This is a genomic window from Streptomyces sp. GbtcB7, from assembly GCF_019091445.1.
GTDB classification, from domain to species: Bacteria; Actinomycetota; Actinomycetes; order Streptomycetales; family Streptomycetaceae; genus Streptomyces; species Streptomyces mirabilis.
Map to the genome: position 1 here is coordinate 15,120 of NZ_JAGXJM010000033.1, position 16,964 is coordinate 32,083.

Sequence of the window (16,964 nt, forward strand, 5' to 3'; positions counted from 1 at the left end):
GTCCGCGTGCGGAGCGCGTCTTGACCGGTCGGGTACCGACGCGCTCCTGTCCCGCGGTGGCCGGACGCACTCGGGTCAGCGGGTCGCGAGGAGCTCGAGTGTGTCGATCACGCGGTTCGAGAAGCCCCACTCGTTGTCGTACCAGGCGACCACCTTCACGTGCCGGCCGTCGACCCGGGTGAGGGCCGAGTCGAAGATCGACGAGGCCGGATTGCCCGTGATGTCGGAGGACACGAGCGGGAAGTCCGAGTACTCGAGGATGCCGGCGAGCGGCCCATCCGCCGCCGCGCGGTACGCAGTCAGCACGTCGTCGCGCGTCACGTCGCGAGCGACGCTCGTGTTGAGCTCGACAATCGAGCCCACCGGAACCGGCACACGGATCGAGTCGCCCGACAGCTTGCCGGCCAGATTCGGCAGCACGAGGCCGATCGCCTTGGCGGCGCCCGTCGTGGTCGGCACGATGTTGACGGCGGCAGCTCGGGCGCGACGGGCGTCGCGGTGCGGACCGTCCAGCAGGTTCTGCTCCTGCGTGTAGGCGTGCACCGTCGTCATGAAGCCGTGCTCAATGCCGGCGAGCTCGTCGAGCACCGCGGCCAGCGGTGCGAGCGCGTTGGTCGTGCACGAGGCGTTCGAGACGATCGTGTGCACGGTCGGGTCGTACGTGTCGCTGTTGACCCCGAACGCCAGCGTGACATCAGCGCCGTCCGACGGCGCGCTGACCAGCACCTTCTTCGCGCCCGCAGCGAGGTGGGCGCGGGCAGCCTCGGCCGACGTGAAGCGGCCGGTCGCTTCGAGGACGATGTCGACACCGAGTTCGGCCCACGGCAGCTGCGCCGGTTCACGCTCGGCGAGCACCTTGATGCGCCGGCTGTCGACGACGAGGGCGTCCCCGTCGACGGTCACCGGGCGACCGAGTCGGCCGGCCGTAGTGTCGTAGGCGAGCAGTCGCGCGAGAGCGTCGGGCTCCGTGAGGTCGTTGACGGCGACGACGTCGAGGGTGCTGTCGCGTTCGAGCAGTGCGCGGAGCACGTTGCGTCCGATGCGGCCGAATCCGTTGATGGCGATGCGAGTCATAAGTGCTGTCCCTTCGGTTCGCCACCAAGGCTCGCTCGCGGCACTCACCGGTGACAGTGGCGGGATAGCCACGGTTCAAAAGGATCGCGCCAAGGACGCCGGTGGCGGGGCTACTCGCCCTGGGCGAAGGTGCGCCGGTACTCGCTCGGCGTGGTGCCGAGGATGCGATGGAAGTGCAGTCGCAGATTCGCACCGGTGCCGAGACCGACGTCGGTGGCGATCTGCTCGACGCTGCGCTGCGAACGCTCGAGCAGCTCGCGGGCCAAGTCGATGCGGGCTCGCATGACCCACTGCATCGGCGTGTACCCGGTCTCCGCTACGAAGCGCCGCGAGAACGTGCGCGGCGAGACCGCTGCCTGCCGCGCCAGTACCTCGAGGGTGAGGGGCTCGTCGAGCCGGTGCAGCGCCCACTCGCGGGTGTCGGCGAACCGCTCACCGAGCGGCTCAGGCACGCTGCGCGGCACGTACTGCGCCTGACCGCCACTGCGGTAGGGGGCTGCGACCAATCGCCGGGCCGCGTGGTTCGATGCGGCCACCCCGAGGTCGCCGCGCAGAATGTGCAGGCACAGGTCGATGCCCGAGGCGGCGCCGGCCGACGTCAGCACGCTGCCCTCGTCGACGAACAGAACGTTCTCGTCGACCTCGACGAGCGGATGGCTCGCCACCAGCGCCCGTGTGTAGTGCCAGTGCGTCGTGGCACGCCTGCCGTCGAGCAGGCCCGTCGCGGCGAGCGCGAAGGCGCCCGTCGAGATGGCGGCGAGCCGCGCGCCCCGGTCGTGGGCAGCGATCAGCGCGTCGACGACGGCCTGCGGCGGATCGTCACGGTCCGGGAACCGATAGCCGGGGATGAAGACGATGTCGGCCCACGCAAGTGCGTCAAGGCCATGGGCGACGTGGTACGAAAGGCCGTCGCCACCGGTCACGAGACCAGGTGCCGCGCCGCACAGCCGCACCTCGTACGGCATGCTCGCGCGCGTGGTGAACACCTGCGCGGGGATTCCGACATCGAGCGGCTTCGCACCCTCGAGCACAAGAACGGCGACGCGACGCAGGCGGGAGGCTGACACGGAGACAGGGTACGCAGGGGTGCGTCCGTACATCCGGATGGGTTGGCCGGACGCGCAGGGTCCGGGTGGAGCCCAGGCCTGAAGGAATCAGAGCTGCTCCACGACCACGCCCGCCTCCCCCTCCCCCGACACTTCCCGAACGGCAATCTGCCCGACCGTCTCGCCCGGCGCGGCCTTCCCGCACCGGAACTGCCATGACACGAGCACCTCCGTCACGCTGGGTGCGGTCCCGTCCTACCCGATAGCGATGCCGAACGTACGCGCTGCCTCCAGCGGCACGGCTGACGCGCATGGTCATTCGAGCGGACTCGCCTCACGTGCGGGCAGGGCAACCGATGAACAGACTGGTGCCATGCCCGCGCCCGAGGAGCCGCCGCCCAGGTCGGCAACCGAGCCTCCCCCGCGGCCGCCGAAGTCCGGGTTTCTGGACAAGGCGGCATACATCGCGGCGCCCGGGACTGTGGCCATCGGGCTGCTGTACTACTTTGGCAACGTCTACCAGCGCGCGTACTACACCACACTCGGGGTGATCCCCGAGGATCTGCAGTTCTCCGTACAGGCCATGCTGGCCGAGAGCCCGGACGCCATCTTCCTGCCGCTGTGGTTCCTGCTCGTGTGCGGGCTGATCGTGCTGCTGGTGCTTGGCTGGGCGGGACAGTCGCTCAGCGGTCCACGGCACGCGGCCCGTCGCAGCAAGGTGATCCTCTGGCTGCTGGGCTCGGGCCTTGTCCTGTTGCTGCTCGGCTTCCCGGTCTTCTTCTGGGAGAAGAATCTCCCCACGCTTCCGGGCGGCTGGGCCGCCCAGTTCGTGCCTGCGATGCTGGAGTGGCGCCTCGCCAAGCGGGCATTCATCGAATTCCGCCGGCATCATGCGCGTGAGGAACTGGATCATGCCGCGGTTGAAGGCCGCCTAGAGCCTGTCCGGCGGGTCATGTGACTGGTTCGGGCCGGGGTCGTTGCGCCCGTCGTGGGACGGGGGGATCTGACGAACGACGAGTGGGCCCGGCTGAAGCCACATTTACCCAAGACGGGCCAGTTGGGCGGGCGTTGGAAGAGCCACCGCAGGGTGATCGACAGGATCCTTCACGGCACCGTCACCGTCAGCGCGATCTGGCTCTGGCTTCGTCCGTGATCCGCCGGATGGAACCTGGCGGTGAGGCGCTCGAAAACCAGTGGAACAGCGCCGCTGTGCGCCATTACCGTGCTGCCGAACCGAGTCGTCTGGTCAAGGACGTGCCGTTGTACACCAAGTGAGACCTCCCGAGCGCTGATCTGTCGCGCGTCGCGTATGTGCGCCGCGCTCCTTTTTGCTGCGGACTTCTCACTGAAACCGGTGTACTTCTGTGCTCGAAAACTGGGTGGTCGTGCCCACCTGCCTGCCGCTCGTTCGCCGCCGTTGCCACGCGTGCGCGTCCGAGCGCTTCCGGACAAACGGTAAATTTCGCGTCAACGCCAACCACAAGCTCATCGACGCCTGGCTCCTCGCACTCTGTACCGCTTGCGGGGAAACGGCAAAGCTCACGGTCCTGGAGCGGATGAATGTGCGCACCGTACGACCTGAGCTGCTGGACCGGCTGCATGACAACGACCCTGGCCTGGCAGCTGAGTTGCTCAAGGATCCGGTCGTGCGGCGCCGTAATCGCATCGCCCTCGACTGGGACAACGCCTGGCGCCTCGACACCGGCGGATCGGGTCACCTGGACCGCGAGGTGATCGACGTCTCGGTCCGCTTTACGGCGCGGATCCCTGTCCGGCCGGTGCGACTGATCGCTGAAGGGTGCGGTCTTTCGCGGGCCGAGGTCGAGAGACTGATCACGGAGGGGAAACTCGTTTCGGCAGTCCGGCTGAGCGGCAAGCTCTCCGGCGACTTCACCTTCACGCTCAAGCGCTGAGCCCTCCTCGGGACCACGGGCCTGTCCGGCAGGATCCGCCGGACAGGCCCTGGCTCACAGCCGCGTTGGGGCGTTTGGAGCCGTTTCGGGGGCAGGACGCCGTCCTCGTCGAGTGGCAGTCGTATCTCACACGGGTCCGGTGGTGTTCCGTGACGACCCACCAGCGGAACACCCCGAGTCGGAGCTTCCACCGCGAGCGTCACTCTTCGTCCTCGACGGCCTCCGGTCCCGGAAGGGGCGCAGGCCCTGACCGGGGCCGCTCGCCTGGACGTTGAACTGGTAGCGGCCGCCCCTGCCGTCGCCGACCAGCGGCGTTGGAAAGCACTTGAACCGCTGCAGAGCAGAGCCCCCTCCCGGGCATCACTGCTGCACGCCCGCACCGGCAAAGGAACGCACCTCTGATGACCCCGCCTTCAGGACCGCGACCACCAGGAACTGCGCCTGGGCTCCTCCTCGCCCTGCTGGTGGGACTGTTGATCACACATGCGGGCCACGTAGACGGCCGCCGCATCTCTGGGCGTAGGAGTCGCCGTCGTGAGCGCACTCGCCAGCGTCGTCGCCCGCATCGTCCGGAGGTGATCGGCTCCTCTTCGACGCCCAGGACTCCAGGGCATCAGCCCCCGGTTCCGGAGCGAGAACCTCGACCGCAACCTGCCCCTGGTCGAGGCCCTCCGGAAGATCGCCGACAGCAGGCCCGCCGACGGGGCCCAGGTCGCCATCCCCGGGCCGGCGCCGCCCGCCGCGAGCGGCTGACCGAGGCCCTCGACGCCGAGACCTGCACGCCCACGGCGGACGGCCTCCTCGAGCGCGTCCATGTTCTCGTCGCCGCCACCGCCACCGCCACCGCCACCGCCACCGCCCGGAACGACACCGAACAGCCCTTAGCTCGCGGCGGCGTCGACCGCCACCTAGAGATCATCGTTCTCTCCCGGGCAGGCGCCGATCAGGACGATGGACGGCCGTCCGGATGCCTTGGCCTGCTCCACCGTCCACTGGATGCCCATGATCAGTTGCTTTGGCTCCGGCCACCCGGTGTGGTTCGCCACTTTGACGGCGCCGCTGCTCCCCGATCCGCTCGGCCGCCTTTTCGGCGATCATGATCGTGGGTGCGTTGGTGTTTCCGCTGATGGCAGTCGGCATGACCGAGGCGTCGACGACACGGAGTCGCTCGACTCCGTAGACCTCCAGGTCCGAATTGACCACAGAGTCGTCTCCGGTTCCCATGGCACAGGTGCCCACTGGGTGATACGACGTGGCACTCCACCTGCGGACGTGCTCTTCGAGAGCCGCGTCGTCCATGCCGTCCAGACAGTCCAGGTCGTCACTGGCCGGCCGGTGCGCCCGCGCCAGGTACGCGGCGAACGGTGCGCAGTGGGCGATGCCCATGACCGCTCTGAGTCCGGCGACCATGACCGACACATCCGCGGGTACGTCGAAGTACCGGGGATCGATCAGCGGTGGAGCCTGCGGATCAGCCGACGCGAGACGGACGGTGCCGCGAGTCCGCGGGTTCAGGGGGCAGCAGTTCATCGTGAACACCGCCCGGTCAGGTACTTCCTCACCGCTGAGAACGAGCGCCGTGGCCCCTCCCACCAGCTGGACGTCAGGTCGGCTGTTGCCGTCCGTGACGTTGAGGAACGCGCCGACCTCGCCGTAGTTGGAGGCGAAGGGCCCGTCGCCGTGGGCGCGCCACCGTTCGAGGTTGTCCGGTGTGAGCAGGTCCCGGACGATGTCAGTGGAGTTCCGGGTGTCCCACACGACGGGAGCCATCAAATGGTCTTGCAGGTTCCGCCCGACCCCCGGCAGGGGGACGCGGTGACGAGGAGGCCGCCGACGATGGTGTGGGTGGGGTTGAGATCGCGCAGGGCGTCGCTGGGGCAGTGGGCGGGGTCCCGGTCCCATACGGTGAGGTCGGCGAAGCGGCCCGGGGTGAGGGTGCCGCGCAGGTTCTCCTCGCCGCACAGGCGGGCGGCGTTGGTGGTGTGCAGGGCGAGGGCTTCCTGGTAGGTGATGGCGTGCTCGGGGCCCTTGACGCCGATGACGGTCTGGCGGGTGGTCATGCCCCAGACGGAGCGCATGGCGCCGAACTGGCCGACGGGGAAGTCGGAGCCCGCGCTGACCTGTGCGCCCAGGTCGACCCAGCCGCGGGCGGGGAAGAGTCGGGCGACGCGTTCCGGGCCCCAGAAGCCCTCCTCCACCTCGGCGGTGTCGTGCAGCAGCGGCTGCTGGATGGTGACGGGGATGCCCAACTCGACGGCGCGGGCGCGCTGTTCGGGGCCGGCCAGACCGCCGTGCTCCATCACCAGCGTGCCGGCAGGCAGGCCGGGGTTGCGGGCCAGGACGCGTTCGTAGACGTCCAGAAGGATGCGGACCGCGCGGTCGCCGTAGGCGTGCGTGCCGACGCGCCAGCCGCGGCGGACCACGGCCTCGACCGCCTCGACCAGCGCGTCGGGCTCCCAGGTCAGCGTGCCGGAGAAGGAGTGGTCGCAGGCGTACGGCTCTTCGGTGGCCCCGGCCTCCAGCCCGCCATCGAGCCCGAACTTCACTCCCCACACCCGAAGCCACGGGTCGGAGCCGTAGCGCCAGTCCTCCATGACGTCGAGCAGGTCCTCCACCTGGGCCGCGCTGGTCAGGCCGAGTGCCGAGATCAGCGTCCGCACCCGGGTGCTCAGCGCCCCCGCCTCCCGGGCCGCGAGCAGCACCCTGTAGTCCTCGGGGGTGACCGCGCAGTCGCGCACGCTGCCGATGCCGGTGGCGGCGTACTGGCTGGTGGCCAGGCGCAACCCGTCGATACGCTGGGACCGGTCCGGCGCCGGAACCAGGCGCTCCACCAGACCCAGGGCGTTGTCGATCAGCCGACCGTCGAGCCTGCCGTCCGCGTCGCGGCCGATCACACCGCCGGGCGGTACGGGGGTGTCCTCGGTGATGCCCGCCAGCCGCAGCGCGTAGGTGTTGACGACGTCGTTGTGGCCGCCGCGCTTGACCAGGACCGGGTGCCGGTCGGTGGCCCGGTCGAGTTCGGCCGCGGTGGGCATGCGGCGCTCGGCCAGGTTGAGTTCCTGCCAGTTCGTGGTGGTGCGGATCCACTCGCCCTCCGGGGTGACCTTGGCCCGCTGGCGGATCAGGTCCAGGAACTCGGGGATCGTGCGCGCCTGGTGCACGGGAACGTCGTGCGTGCCGAGCGCGGCGTAGATCAGGTGGGTGTGGGTGTCGTCGAACGCGGGCAGCACCGTGGCACCGGGCAGGTCGTGGACCGTGGTGCGGGCGGTCACCCAGTGGTCGAGTCCGTTCGGGTCCGGGGACAGAGCCGCGATGCGGTCGCCCCGTACGGCCAGCGCCCGCTGCGGGGCCGGGCCGGGCACCAGTGTGTGCACCGCGTCGGCCCGGATCACCAGATCGGCTCCGTGATCAGTCATGGTCTTCTCCCCACATCTGAAAGTCGTCGTTGAGGCCGTGTCAGGGGCCGCAGGGGGCCGGGTCCGCGCCCGGCCGAGGGGTCGTCCACCACGTCCGCTGGCGAGACCGTTCTACGGACTCTCCGCCGATTCACATACATTCCAAGCCCAGAAACACAGAAACTACGCCACACCTGCGGCCTAGCATGCCGATCATGCGCCAAACACTCGACAAGACGGACCCTCGGATCGCAGCTGCCCTTCTCGCCTCGCCGCGCGCCTCCTGGCGCGAGGTAGCCGCGCCGCCTGGGCCTGTCCGAGCGCACCGCCGTACGCCGCACGGCACCGCTGTACGCCGAAGGCACATCGCGCGCGACGGTCGTCCGCGACCCGGCGCCACCGACAGCGCCTCCCCAGCCCCTCGGCATCGACACCGCGCTGATCACGGCGCACACCGAGGACGGCGTTCCGCGGTGGCTGCCTTCCAGGACGATGACGAGAGGTCCGAAGCACCGAGTCGAGCCGCAATCCGGCGGGGCTGGAGCACGTAGCGCGTCGCCGACCATCTCGGTCCCCGGATACGCTCGTCTCCAGAGGAAGAAGATCACTGAGGGGTTGGGGTGCCGAAAGTACGCCAGGATCTCGATGCTGTGGATCGGCGGATCACGGCCGTGCTGCTGGCGTCCCCCCGCGCCTCCTGGCGGCATGTCGCCGACGTGCTGGGTGTTTCGGAGCGCACGGTCGTGCGCCGCGCCGCACCCCTGTTCCACGACCAGACCCTCCGGGCGACGGCGGTGCGCAACCCCGCCCTCTATCCCCAACTCCTCCCCATCGTGTTGCGTATCCGCTGCCGCCCCAATCGGATCATCGCCATCGCCGCCACCCTCGCTCGGCGCCGCGACACCGTCTGGGTCGACATCCTGGGCGGAGGGGACGAGATCTGCGCCGTGCTCTTCCTGAACGGACCCGATGCCCGCAACGAGCTCGTGCTGCGCGACCTGCCTGCGACCACGGCCGTGCAGTCCTGGACGTCGTACGACCTACTGAGAGTCTTTCCCGCGGGGTTCGCCTGGAGCGCGGGACTGCTGGCCCAGGAGGAGTCCACGCAGCTGTCGCCCGGCTTCGACGCCTCCCCCGAGCCCCTCTCTCCGCTGCCGGAAGATGACGTACTCATCGATGCGCTGATCGAGGACTCCCGGATGACTTACGAGGACCTCGCCGGCCGCACCGGCAAGACTCCGCGGACCGTACGCCGCCGCCTGGACGCCCTGGTGGAGGCGCATGCCGTCCGGCTGGCCACCGAAGTCGATCTCGCTCTCCTGGGGGTGCACGCCGAGGCACTGCTGTGGATCAAGGCGATGCCAGGGGCGTTGCAGGAGACCGGGCAGATCCTCAGCCGGCATCCACAGGTGCGCTTCACCGCCGCCACAACGGGCTCCAGCAGCCTGTTGGTGGCGGTGGCCGCCGCCGATCTGAGCGCGCTCTATGCATTCCTGACCGGCACGGTGGGGGCCTTGCCGCATATCTCCGACATCGAGGTGACGCCCATTCTCACCGGCGTCAAGCGCACAGGCCTGGTACGTCCCGCCGCGCTTTCGTTGTGATGCCGCTTTCCGCGGCACGCGGATCAGCCGGCGGTTTGACGGACCCTGCGGTACGGCTGGTCCTGCATCCACCCTGCTTCGTCGGCTACTTTCGTCGGCGTTCTGGTCTCGTTGTATTTCGAATGGCGCAAATGAGCCAGAATGGAGGAGCTTATTGACGCATCATCGCCAAATGATCTTTTGAATTGCCGAAAGTGGGACAGCGTTTCGGGATGGTGCGGTCTCCCTGGCTGTCCGATGACAGGGGCTCTGACAGGGGATCGCTGGCGACCCCGGCGTCCCGGCCGGGGTCAGCCGCGAGCCGCCGCCGAGCAGGCCGGAAGCAGATGGCGCGACCGAGGCTCGGTGCGCGACAGGGCTCACACCCGGTCCAGAACCTGCTGGTCGAAGCCGGTGCTGCGCTCACAATGCCGCCTGAGGTGCTCGTCCCAGGTGGGCACTTCGAAGACCTCGTAGGCGATCTCCACCAGGACGGGTCCCGTGTCGCCGACGGTGTCGAAGACCAGGGCCGGCTCCGGCCAGTGGGCCGAGACGGTCCGGTCGAGCTTGCCGGTGTCGGGCAGCAGCGGGAGGCTCGCCACACCCACCACCAGCAGAGAGGCGGCCGGCACCAGCATTCCCTGGGTGCCCAGCGGGCGCGCGACCAGGCCCCAGAGCAGTGAGCCGAGGCCCTGGCCGTCGAGGAAGACGATCAGGTAGGCCGCGAGGGCGCGGGCCCGGACCCAAGCGGGAAGGGTCAGTTGCATGGGGGTGTTGAGTGTCGACAGGGTGACCAGCCAGCCCGCCCCGGTCGCGACGGACACGTCGGCGACGACGGGCAGGCTCTCGGACGGGGCGGTGACCAGGACGCCACCGCCGTAGAGCAGCCCGAGAACAGCAGGAGTTGATTAGCCGTCAGCGCCTTGCGCAACCGCCCCATGCCCAGCGCTCCGCCGACCGCGCCTGCCCCGAGCGCCGCCAGCAGCAGGCCGTAGCCGCCGGAGCCCTGATGCAGGTGCTCACTGGCGATCACGGGCAGCAGGGCCTCTCCCGGCACACTCACGTGGATCCGGATGCCGGTGTCGGCGGCGTCGAGATCCCGTCGACGCCCTGGGGGGAAGCTCTCCTGCGCGGTGCGGTGTCCATCCGCCTCACGGCCGACATGTCGACCGCCCGCACCTCCGTCCCGGCCCTCGCGATCGACGCCGGCTCGCTCCTCTTCGGCCACGTCGACGACGCCGACTTCCGAGCGAGACGAATAGGTGAGTTGTCAACAATTTCGTTACACTCGGTCCATGAAGGAGACACCGCGCTGGCTCGACCCCGAGCAGAAGGCTGCCTGGGACAGTTTCATCCGCATGCAGGAGAAGCTCATCGGCCGACTGTCTCGCCGGGTGCAGACCGACTCCAAGATGTCCGCCGCCGACTACATCGTGCTCGTCAAGCTCACCGAAGCCGGCGGACGGCTGCGCTTCCTTGAACTGGCCAATCTGGTGGAGTGGGAGAAGAGCCGGATGTCCCACCAGGTCACACGGATGGCCAAGCGCGGACTGGTGGCCAGGGAGGACTGCCCCGACGACGGACGCGGAGCGTTCATCGTCGCCACCCCGGCCGGATACGCGGCGATCGAAGCCGCCGCTCCCGTCCATGTCGAGCATGTCCGCCGACTCTTCATCGACGCCTTGACGCCAAAGGAGCTCAGCACGCTCGCCCAGATCTCGAACCGCGTGCTGGAGCACATGGAGAAGCAGCCGGACTGACCGACGGACGGACGGGTAGACCTCATGATGGGCCCCGGCTTCGCCGGACGCGGTTGCGTACGCGGCGTCGGGCGGCAACGGAATTGACGGCGCGCCGCACGTCCGCGGTCCCACGCATCGCCGAAACCGTGTGCGGCCTGCGCGTACTGGCCAGCTTTCTCGTGCCGCTAGATCATTGGGTTGCCACTGACGGTCTCGGAGGCGGGCACTTCGTCCTGTACGACGTCCCGGTGCTCGGCGATCTTGCCCCGGTCGACCCGGAAGATGTCCTCGGCGATGACTGGATTCGGCCCCCAGCCGGTGACACGGCCGTGACAGCGACGAGATCACCGTCGGCGAGGACCGCGTGCATGTCGTACTGGATGTCCGGGGCCTCCGTGAGAAGGTCGCGTAGCGTCTGAAGTCCGTTGGGCATGGTGGGGTTGTGCTTGGAGCGGAGTTGGGCGGGGGCCATGCGCGCCCACAGTCAGCCCTGCAGGGAGCGTGAGATTCGGCCGCGCCCTGGGCCAGGGGCGCGGCCTCCCGGCCGTCGGCCGGATTCGTCGCCCGACGGGCTTGGTGCCCCGGGGCAGACGCGTCTCCCCGGGGCACCAAAGCAGCGGTGTGCCGGAACGTCAGCCGAAGTTGTACACGGTGGCGGTCACGGATCCGCCTTCGGCGCTGATGGTGTACTCGCCGGGGCCTGTGTACGGCACGCAGCCGTCGGCGAGGATGTCGTCGTCGTTGATGCCGGTGTCATCCTCGCCCACGAAGGCGCACACCTCGGTGACCGGGTGGGGAACGAACCGGTGTTCGGCGCCGCCGAACAGCGGATAGCGGGGCAGGGTGGGGGTGTTGATGTCCCGGTCCAGGTGTTCCTACAGGGCGGTCTGCTGACCCCACGGGGCCCTCACCACGACTTCACCGTAGGGCTCGGGCAGGTCGTTGTCGTCGCTCTCCCGGGGGTTGGAGAACACGATCGAGTACGTGATGGGCCCACCGGACACCTGAGCCTGTGTCGCGCCGACACTCAGGCTATGGGGTTGCGAAAGCACCTGATCCGCTCACCTGGTTAAACCCCCCGCAGGGATGGGACCGAAGCCCACGCGGTCAGTGTGCGGGCGCACGCGCAGCTGATTCCTTCCAGCAGTGCTCCTCTGCGCGTTGGGGCCCATGCGCTGGAACTCCTTCCCAGAGCGCGGTCACGCTCGCTTCAAAAGCGAACTCTCAGCAGAGCGGGCGTGAGACACCCCAGAGGAGAACCGATCCCACGCCTGCGCCGACGACGGTGAGAACGGCAGCGTCGCCCACCGGTCAAGACCTCCCCCGGTCGCTCGTGTCGGAGACATACCGCCTTCGTGAAGGCCTTCCTGGCACCCCAGGACTGAATCGGGCCGCCCAGCCCAGCAGGCAGCCGAACGACAACTGCCCGCCGAAACCGGACTGTCACACCTCACGCGGGAAACGTCACTGGCCGTCGTCAGGTCACGGCGTGGAGAACGTGTGCGGCCCCGGCCGGCGAGGGCGCCGGCCGGGGCCGCACACGAAGAGTGTGGTCGTGAAGGGCGGTCGCCTACGCGGCGAAGGGCTCTGCAGGGCTTCAGCCGAACGATCGTCCCAGCAGGCAATAGGTGAGGCCCGGGGACACTGTCCCCTCCACGATCACGCTCTCCACAACCACTCCGCCCCCGCAGGCATTCCCGCCCCGACTGGACAGGCTCGCGAGCTCCCGTCCCGGCTCGGGGGAAACGCGGGACGGGAGCTCACCACCCATCTTCCTCGCATCGCGACCGTACGGATGCATCAGGCACCGCGCGGTCGGCGGCTGACGCGCCCGTGTTCCCGCGGCCTGTGCCTGTTCATGGCTTCCGGAGCTGGTGCACGAGGTGCGGGCCACTGACCTGCGGACGAGAGGGCCATTGCCGAGATGGTGGGCTGCTCAAAGCAGACCAGCAGCGCAGCCACAACGTACGCCGTGTGCATCGCGGACGGGCGGGTGCTGCTCGCCCGTCACGGATTCCAATCTCCGCCTCAACTCGTAGGCGTGGACCAAGGAGTCCGAGGCAGTTGTTGATCAGTCCCCCACCACAGGAGAGCGAAGCGGCCGCCGGCGCGACCGCGTGCGCTCCGGATCGCTCTGCTCGGGAGCCTTGAAGAGTCCCCCGAGGTCAACTCGTTCGGCGGGCAGAAGCCGTGGGGATTCCTCCGCGGACTGTGTGCTGCTGATGGCGGTCGGGCCCGTGCCGAGTCGGCGTCGCGTGGTACTCATGACGAGAGTCTGGCGCATGCCCGAAGGCCCCAGGAAAGGCAGCCCGCATTGCCCATGCCGATGCCTATGCCAATGGCGGGAATCAGGCTCGGGTAAGACACGGCAAACGCGGCGCTGATCAGGATGCACCGCCAGATGGCCCAGTCCTGACTGACCAGCCACAACCGACACTGCGTCTCTACTCCCGCTTCCTGCACGGGACTCCGGCCTGGGCGCCCCGCTGCCGCCGGCCGACTTCTTCGCTGCCGCGCCTCGGTTTCGTCGTACCCAGCACACGGCCACCCTCATCGGGCCATGGCGAATCTGGTACGAACAAGACCACCTGTCGCTCCAGGGCATCGCGGACCGGGAAAGAGCGAGCCTCGCCACCGTGCGACCGGCTCTGCTCAAGAACGACGTCCCACTCCGTCCCGCCGGGTCCAGTCCGGGCCGCCCCCGAAGGAAGTGGCCCTCGGGGAGCAAGGGCCTGAGCGATCGTCGCGGCCCAACCATCATGACTGCCGCGGGGTGCAGCAGCCCGACGAGCGAGAACGCGAAGTGATTAGGGAAGCCGGAACCGTCAAGGAACCGTCAGGTTGTGCCTGGCAAAACCGTCAAGCGGCAGAGCTTTGCTGAGGGCTTCGCTGACGCCTCTTACGGAAGTGACTCCTCCCCCGGCTGAAGCCGGGGGCTTCTCGCTATGCCGGGTTGGCGTTGCGACGGACCAGCCCGGCCCGTAGAACGTTGGTGGCTCCCACTGTGTCGGCGTGCGCGTTGTGGCCGCAGGCGACGCAGTGGAATTTCTCCTGTGTGGGCCGGTTCTCCTTCGCCATGTGCCCGCATGCGGGGCAGGTGCGGGAGGTGTTGCGGGGGTCCACGGCGATCACTTCCCGTCCGGCGCTTTCAGCCCTGGCGTGCAGGATCGTCAGGAACACCCCCAACCGGCATCGCCGATCGACATGTTGAGCCCGGCCTTGACGGCAGCCCCCGTTGGACAAGAAGGCGCCCGGCCGGCCGGGGCCGGGCTTCGGCGCGGGGGCCTTGCCCATGCTGCGGATCCTGAAGGCTTCGTGCGCGATGAAGTCATGCGCGCGGACCAGACCGAGCGCGGTCTTGTGTGCGTGGTCGAGCCGCCGGCGACGCACCTTGCCGTGGAACTGAGCGACCTTCTCCACCGCGCGCTGATGGCTGGCGGTGCGGCCCTTCGCCTTGCGGCGCGGGAACCGGGACAGTGCCCGCTGCGCTGCCTGGAGCTTCTGGGCTGCCCGTCGGCCGTGGCGCGGGTTGGACACGAACCCGCCGTTCGAGTCGGCGAGGAAGTTCGCGATGCCCAGGTCGATCCCGACCACGCTGCCGGTCGCGGGCAACGGCTCCGGCTGGTCCTGCTCGGCACTCAGCACGACGAACCACTTACGGCCCTCACGCTTGACCGACACGGTCTTGACCCGGCCGGCCACGGCGCGGTGCCGGTTGACCCTGACCTGACCGACACCCTGGAAGCGGACGCGGGTAACGGGGTCGTGCGGGGCGGAGTCCCACCGGCAGCCATCCCCGTCCTTCGGGAAGTCCACCTTGTCGAACCAGGTCACCCCACGGAAACGCGGATAGCCAGGCGCCTCACCGGACTTGACCCGGCGGAAAAACGCCTGCATCGCCTTGTCGAGACGGCGCAGCGTCGCCCGCTGCGAGGAGAACGACCAGCGGCCCTGACGCTCCGGGGCGAACGCCCTGATCCCCTTGAGCTGCGCGGACTGCATCCCGTACCTGACGGTGGTCTTCGAGACATGCCGGTAGGCGTCACGGCGTTCCTGCAACGCCCCGTTGTAGAGGGAACAGTGATCCCGCAACATCTCGGACAGCGCCTGAGCCTGCCGGACGGTGGGCCCCATGAGGAACTTGCACGCACGGATCACCCCAACGCCCGCCCCCTCCGGCCGACTTCACCCAACCTTAAGACCGTGTTTGAGATCTGTCGTTTCCTGGTGCGGCTGCGGTCGTTGAGCCGTCTGTGGGGCACGATTGGGGTGGGTAGCCGTCTGATCTGAAGGACGAGCAGTGGGCGCTGGTGGAGCCGTTGCTCCCGCCAGCCAGAGGGGGGCCGAAGGGCGGCCGACGGGAGAAGCATCCGCGACGTCGGATCGTGGACGCGATCTTGTATGTCGTACGAACTGGATGTTCTTGGCGTCAGTTGCCCAACGACTTCGCGCCCTGGCCCACTGTGTACTGGTACTTCACCTGGTGGCACGACGACGGCGCGGTCGAGCGGATCCACGACGCCCTGCGCGACCAGGTCCGCGAGGCCGATGGCCGCAACCCTGGGCCGAGTGCGGGGTTGATCGACTCACAGTCAGTCCGCACCGCCGATACCGTGCCGGCCGCCACGAGAGGCTTTGACGCGGGTAAGAAGGTCAAGGGTCGTAAGCGGTTCATCGTCACCGACACCCTCGGTCTGCTCTTGGCCGTCCATGTCGTCGCGGCGAACGTTCAGGACCGCGATGGGGGCAGGCGCCCGTTGCTGTGGACTCGCCTTGACCATCCGAGCGTCCGGAAGATTTGGGCCGACCAGTGCTTCGCCGGCCGCCTGGTCGACTGGGCCACGCAAATCCTCGGCCGCGAGGTGGAGGTCGTCCGCAAGGATCCCGATCAGCGAGGGTTCCAGGTACAGCCGAAGCGGTGGGCGGTGGAACGCACCTTTTCGTGGCTCACCGCCCACCGGCGCCTGGCCCGCGACTACGAAGCCAGCCCGGCCCACTCGGAGACCATGATTCGTTGGGCAATGATCGGCATCATGGTGCGGCGGCTCACGCGCACAGGTCCTGCCGCGAGACCGGGTCCCCGACCGCTCACCCGGGTCCCGGCAGCGGGACAGACGCCTGGCTCGTAGGCAACCGGCTCAGTCCACATCGTCACCGAGGAGGACCGCCTGCAATGCGAGCAGGTCCGCGTCATCGAGCTGTGGAACCGTCCAGCCGTTGGCTTGCGCGTGCGCGATGAACTGCGGGTCGAGCGTCACGTGGTAGTGCTCGACGTAGTGGGCCAGGTCCGAGTACCAAAGCCAGTGCCCGTCGGTCAGCAGGCCGGTGGCAGCGGGTGCCTGGTGGCCTTGACCAGGATCGCGAGGTCGGCGGCCAGGCCCGTGATCGTACGGAGGTTCGCGCTGCGGACCTGGTCGATGGCGGGCAGGCGTGCGCCTGCGCGGGAGCCGGGCGGCCCAACCGCCGAGTCAGCTGCTCCTCGACGTGCGTCTCCAGGCGCTCGGTGTCGGCCGTGCCCACGGTGTAGGCCCACGCCGGCGGTGCGGTGCTCCAGTCCAGGGCGCGCAGCGAGGACCAGCTGGGCATCGGGCGCTGCGCGTCGAAATCGTTCATCGCCGCCCAGCGCACCGGTTCACGAGCTCCTTCCTATGCAGGTCCAGGTGGGTGTGGAGCGCATCCTCGTGCTCGTCCGCGTGGCTGATCGGCTCAAGGAGCGGTGTCATGGAGCGGAGGGTGTCGTTCAGCTCGGCGGAGCCAATGCCCAGGTCGCGCCACAGCTTGTCCGTGCTGTGGGCCGCACGGGCTCTGGCTATGAACTCGGATGCGAGAAGCGGGAGTTCAGCGGCGTACTCCTCAAGGTGAGCCTGGAGCTCCCGGGTGTCGCCCGGTGGCGGCAGGACGAGCGCGTTCGCCGTCTCCGCGCCAAGTAGGTGGACGAGGAAGGGCCAGCAGCGCTCCAGAACCACGCCGATGGCCCCGTCGATACGCCGGCTCGTCTCCTCGGCCTGGTGGACCGTGACTTCCAGAGCATCGGCGAGTTCGTCCTGGTCGGGGTTGCGTAGATCGGCGTGGCAGGAGGCGAGTTGGTGGGTGGCGAGGCGCAGCCGGATACCGAACTCCCGCCTTCCCAGCACCTCGGCGACCGCCGCGGGGCGGTGCAGGACACGGGCTCCCCGTCTCCTGTGCGACCGTGGATCTGGGGCCGTCCGGA

15 protein-coding genes and 1 pseudogene are annotated in these 16,964 nt (G+C 68.9%); 6 read left to right on the forward strand and 10 right to left on the reverse strand.

The genetic code is table 11. The annotated features are described in order from the left end of the window. Positions 1-75: 75 nt before the first annotated feature. Both gap and KVT44_RS40550 read right to left on the reverse strand, forming a co-directional pair. On the reverse strand, positions 76-1,074 hold the full coding sequence (gene gap / locus KVT44_RS40545) for a type I glyceraldehyde-3-phosphate dehydrogenase (protein ID WP_217572831.1): 999 nt from the start codon (positions 1,072-1,074) through the stop codon (positions 76-78). Positions 1,075-1,184: 110 nt separating this feature from the next. Further along, positions 1,185-2,141: a GlxA family transcriptional regulator gene (locus tag KVT44_RS40550; protein ID WP_217572833.1), complete on the reverse strand. Its 957-nt coding sequence runs from the start codon at positions 2,139-2,141 to the stop codon at positions 1,185-1,187. 352 nt (positions 2,142-2,493) lie between these two features. On the opposite strand from KVT44_RS40550, the gene KVT44_RS40555 reads away from it, so the two are divergent. The 3 genes and pseudogenes from KVT44_RS40555 to KVT44_RS40560 all read left to right on the forward strand — a co-directional run bounded on the left by KVT44_RS40555 (position 2,494) and on the right by KVT44_RS40560 (position 4,033). Beyond that, the gene (locus KVT44_RS40555) at positions 2,494-3,078 is read left to right on the forward strand and encodes a hypothetical protein (protein ID WP_217572835.1); all 585 of its coding nucleotides are present in this window, start codon (positions 2,494-2,496) and stop codon (positions 3,076-3,078) included. A 30-nt stretch (positions 3,079-3,108) separates the two neighbouring features. After that, positions 3,109-3,225: pseudogene (locus KVT44_RS60730) on the forward strand (transposase); the annotation flags it as partial. Between the two features lie 259 nt (positions 3,226-3,484). Further along, positions 3,485-4,033, forward strand: coding sequence for a DUF1062 domain-containing protein (locus KVT44_RS40560; RefSeq protein ID WP_217572836.1), 549 nt, complete (start codon positions 3,485-3,487; stop codon positions 4,031-4,033). Positions 4,034-4,948: 915 nt separating this feature from the next. Here KVT44_RS40560 and KVT44_RS40565 read toward each other — a convergent pair. Together KVT44_RS40565 and KVT44_RS40570 are read right to left on the reverse strand one after the other, a co-directional pair. Further along, positions 4,949-5,803 (reverse strand): GMC family oxidoreductase, encoded by an 855-nt coding sequence (locus KVT44_RS40565; protein ID WP_217572837.1) that lies wholly within the window; start codon positions 5,801-5,803, stop codon positions 4,949-4,951. After that, positions 5,803-7,449: an amidohydrolase gene (locus tag KVT44_RS40570; protein WP_217572838.1), complete on the reverse strand. Its 1,647-nt coding sequence runs from the start codon at positions 7,447-7,449 to the stop codon at positions 5,803-5,805. The genes KVT44_RS40565 and KVT44_RS40570 overlap by 1 nt, the downstream gene beginning before the upstream one ends. 629 nt (positions 7,450-8,078) lie before the next feature. On the opposite strand from KVT44_RS40570, the gene KVT44_RS40575 reads away from it, so the two are divergent. Further along, on the forward strand, positions 8,079-9,032 hold the full coding sequence (locus KVT44_RS40575; RefSeq protein WP_308314240.1) for an AsnC family transcriptional regulator: 954 nt from the start codon (positions 8,079-8,081) through the stop codon (positions 9,030-9,032). 359 nt (positions 9,033-9,391) lie between these two features. Here KVT44_RS40575 and KVT44_RS40580 read toward each other — a convergent pair whose 3' ends face one another. Together KVT44_RS40580 and KVT44_RS61185 are read right to left on the reverse strand one after the other, a co-directional pair. Further along, positions 9,392-9,877 carry an MFS transporter gene (locus KVT44_RS40580; protein ID WP_302832172.1) on the reverse strand — a complete coding sequence of 162 codons (486 nt, stop codon included), beginning with the start codon at positions 9,875-9,877 and terminating at the stop codon, positions 9,392-9,394. Next, positions 9,769-10,239 (reverse strand): MFS transporter, encoded by a 471-nt coding sequence (locus KVT44_RS61185; protein ID WP_368857602.1) that lies wholly within the window; start codon positions 10,237-10,239, stop codon positions 9,769-9,771. Before KVT44_RS61185 ends, KVT44_RS40580 begins: the two co-directional genes overlap by 109 nt. A gap of 67 nt (positions 10,240-10,306) precedes the next feature. On the opposite strand from KVT44_RS61185, the gene KVT44_RS40590 reads away from it, so the two are divergent. Next, complete coding sequence (locus KVT44_RS40590; RefSeq protein WP_190174060.1) at positions 10,307-10,771, forward strand: MarR family winged helix-turn-helix transcriptional regulator; 465 nt, start codon at positions 10,307-10,309, stop codon at positions 10,769-10,771. Between the two features lie 614 nt (positions 10,772-11,385). Here the strand turns inward: KVT44_RS40590 and KVT44_RS60240 are convergent. The 3 genes from KVT44_RS60240 to KVT44_RS40595 form a co-directional block, all read right to left on the reverse strand. Further along, a complete protein-coding gene (locus KVT44_RS60240) occupies positions 11,386-11,520 on the reverse strand; it encodes a hypothetical protein (protein WP_302832169.1) in 135 nt (44 codons plus the stop codon). 108 nt (positions 11,521-11,628) lie between these two features. Continuing rightward, positions 11,629-11,757, reverse strand: coding sequence for a hypothetical protein (locus KVT44_RS60245; protein WP_302832170.1), 129 nt, complete (start codon positions 11,755-11,757; stop codon positions 11,629-11,631). Between the two features lie 1,939 nt (positions 11,758-13,696). Beyond that, positions 13,697-14,887, reverse strand: a complete 1,191-nt coding sequence (locus KVT44_RS40595) for a transposase (RefSeq protein ID WP_254650586.1) — start codon at positions 14,885-14,887, stop codon at positions 13,697-13,699. Positions 14,888-15,039: 152 nt separating this feature from the next. Here KVT44_RS40595 and KVT44_RS40600 point away from each other — a divergent pair, with 152 nt between their 5' ends. Beyond that, complete coding sequence (locus KVT44_RS40600) at positions 15,040-15,882, forward strand: IS5 family transposase (RefSeq protein ID WP_217572976.1); 843 nt, start codon at positions 15,040-15,042, stop codon at positions 15,880-15,882. A gap of 480 nt (positions 15,883-16,362) precedes the next feature. Here the strand turns inward: KVT44_RS40600 and KVT44_RS40605 are convergent, their stop codons facing one another. Next, positions 16,363-16,887, reverse strand: a complete 525-nt coding sequence (locus tag KVT44_RS40605; RefSeq protein ID WP_217572842.1) for a hypothetical protein — start codon at positions 16,885-16,887, stop codon at positions 16,363-16,365. Between the last annotated feature and the right edge of the window lie 77 nt (positions 16,888-16,964).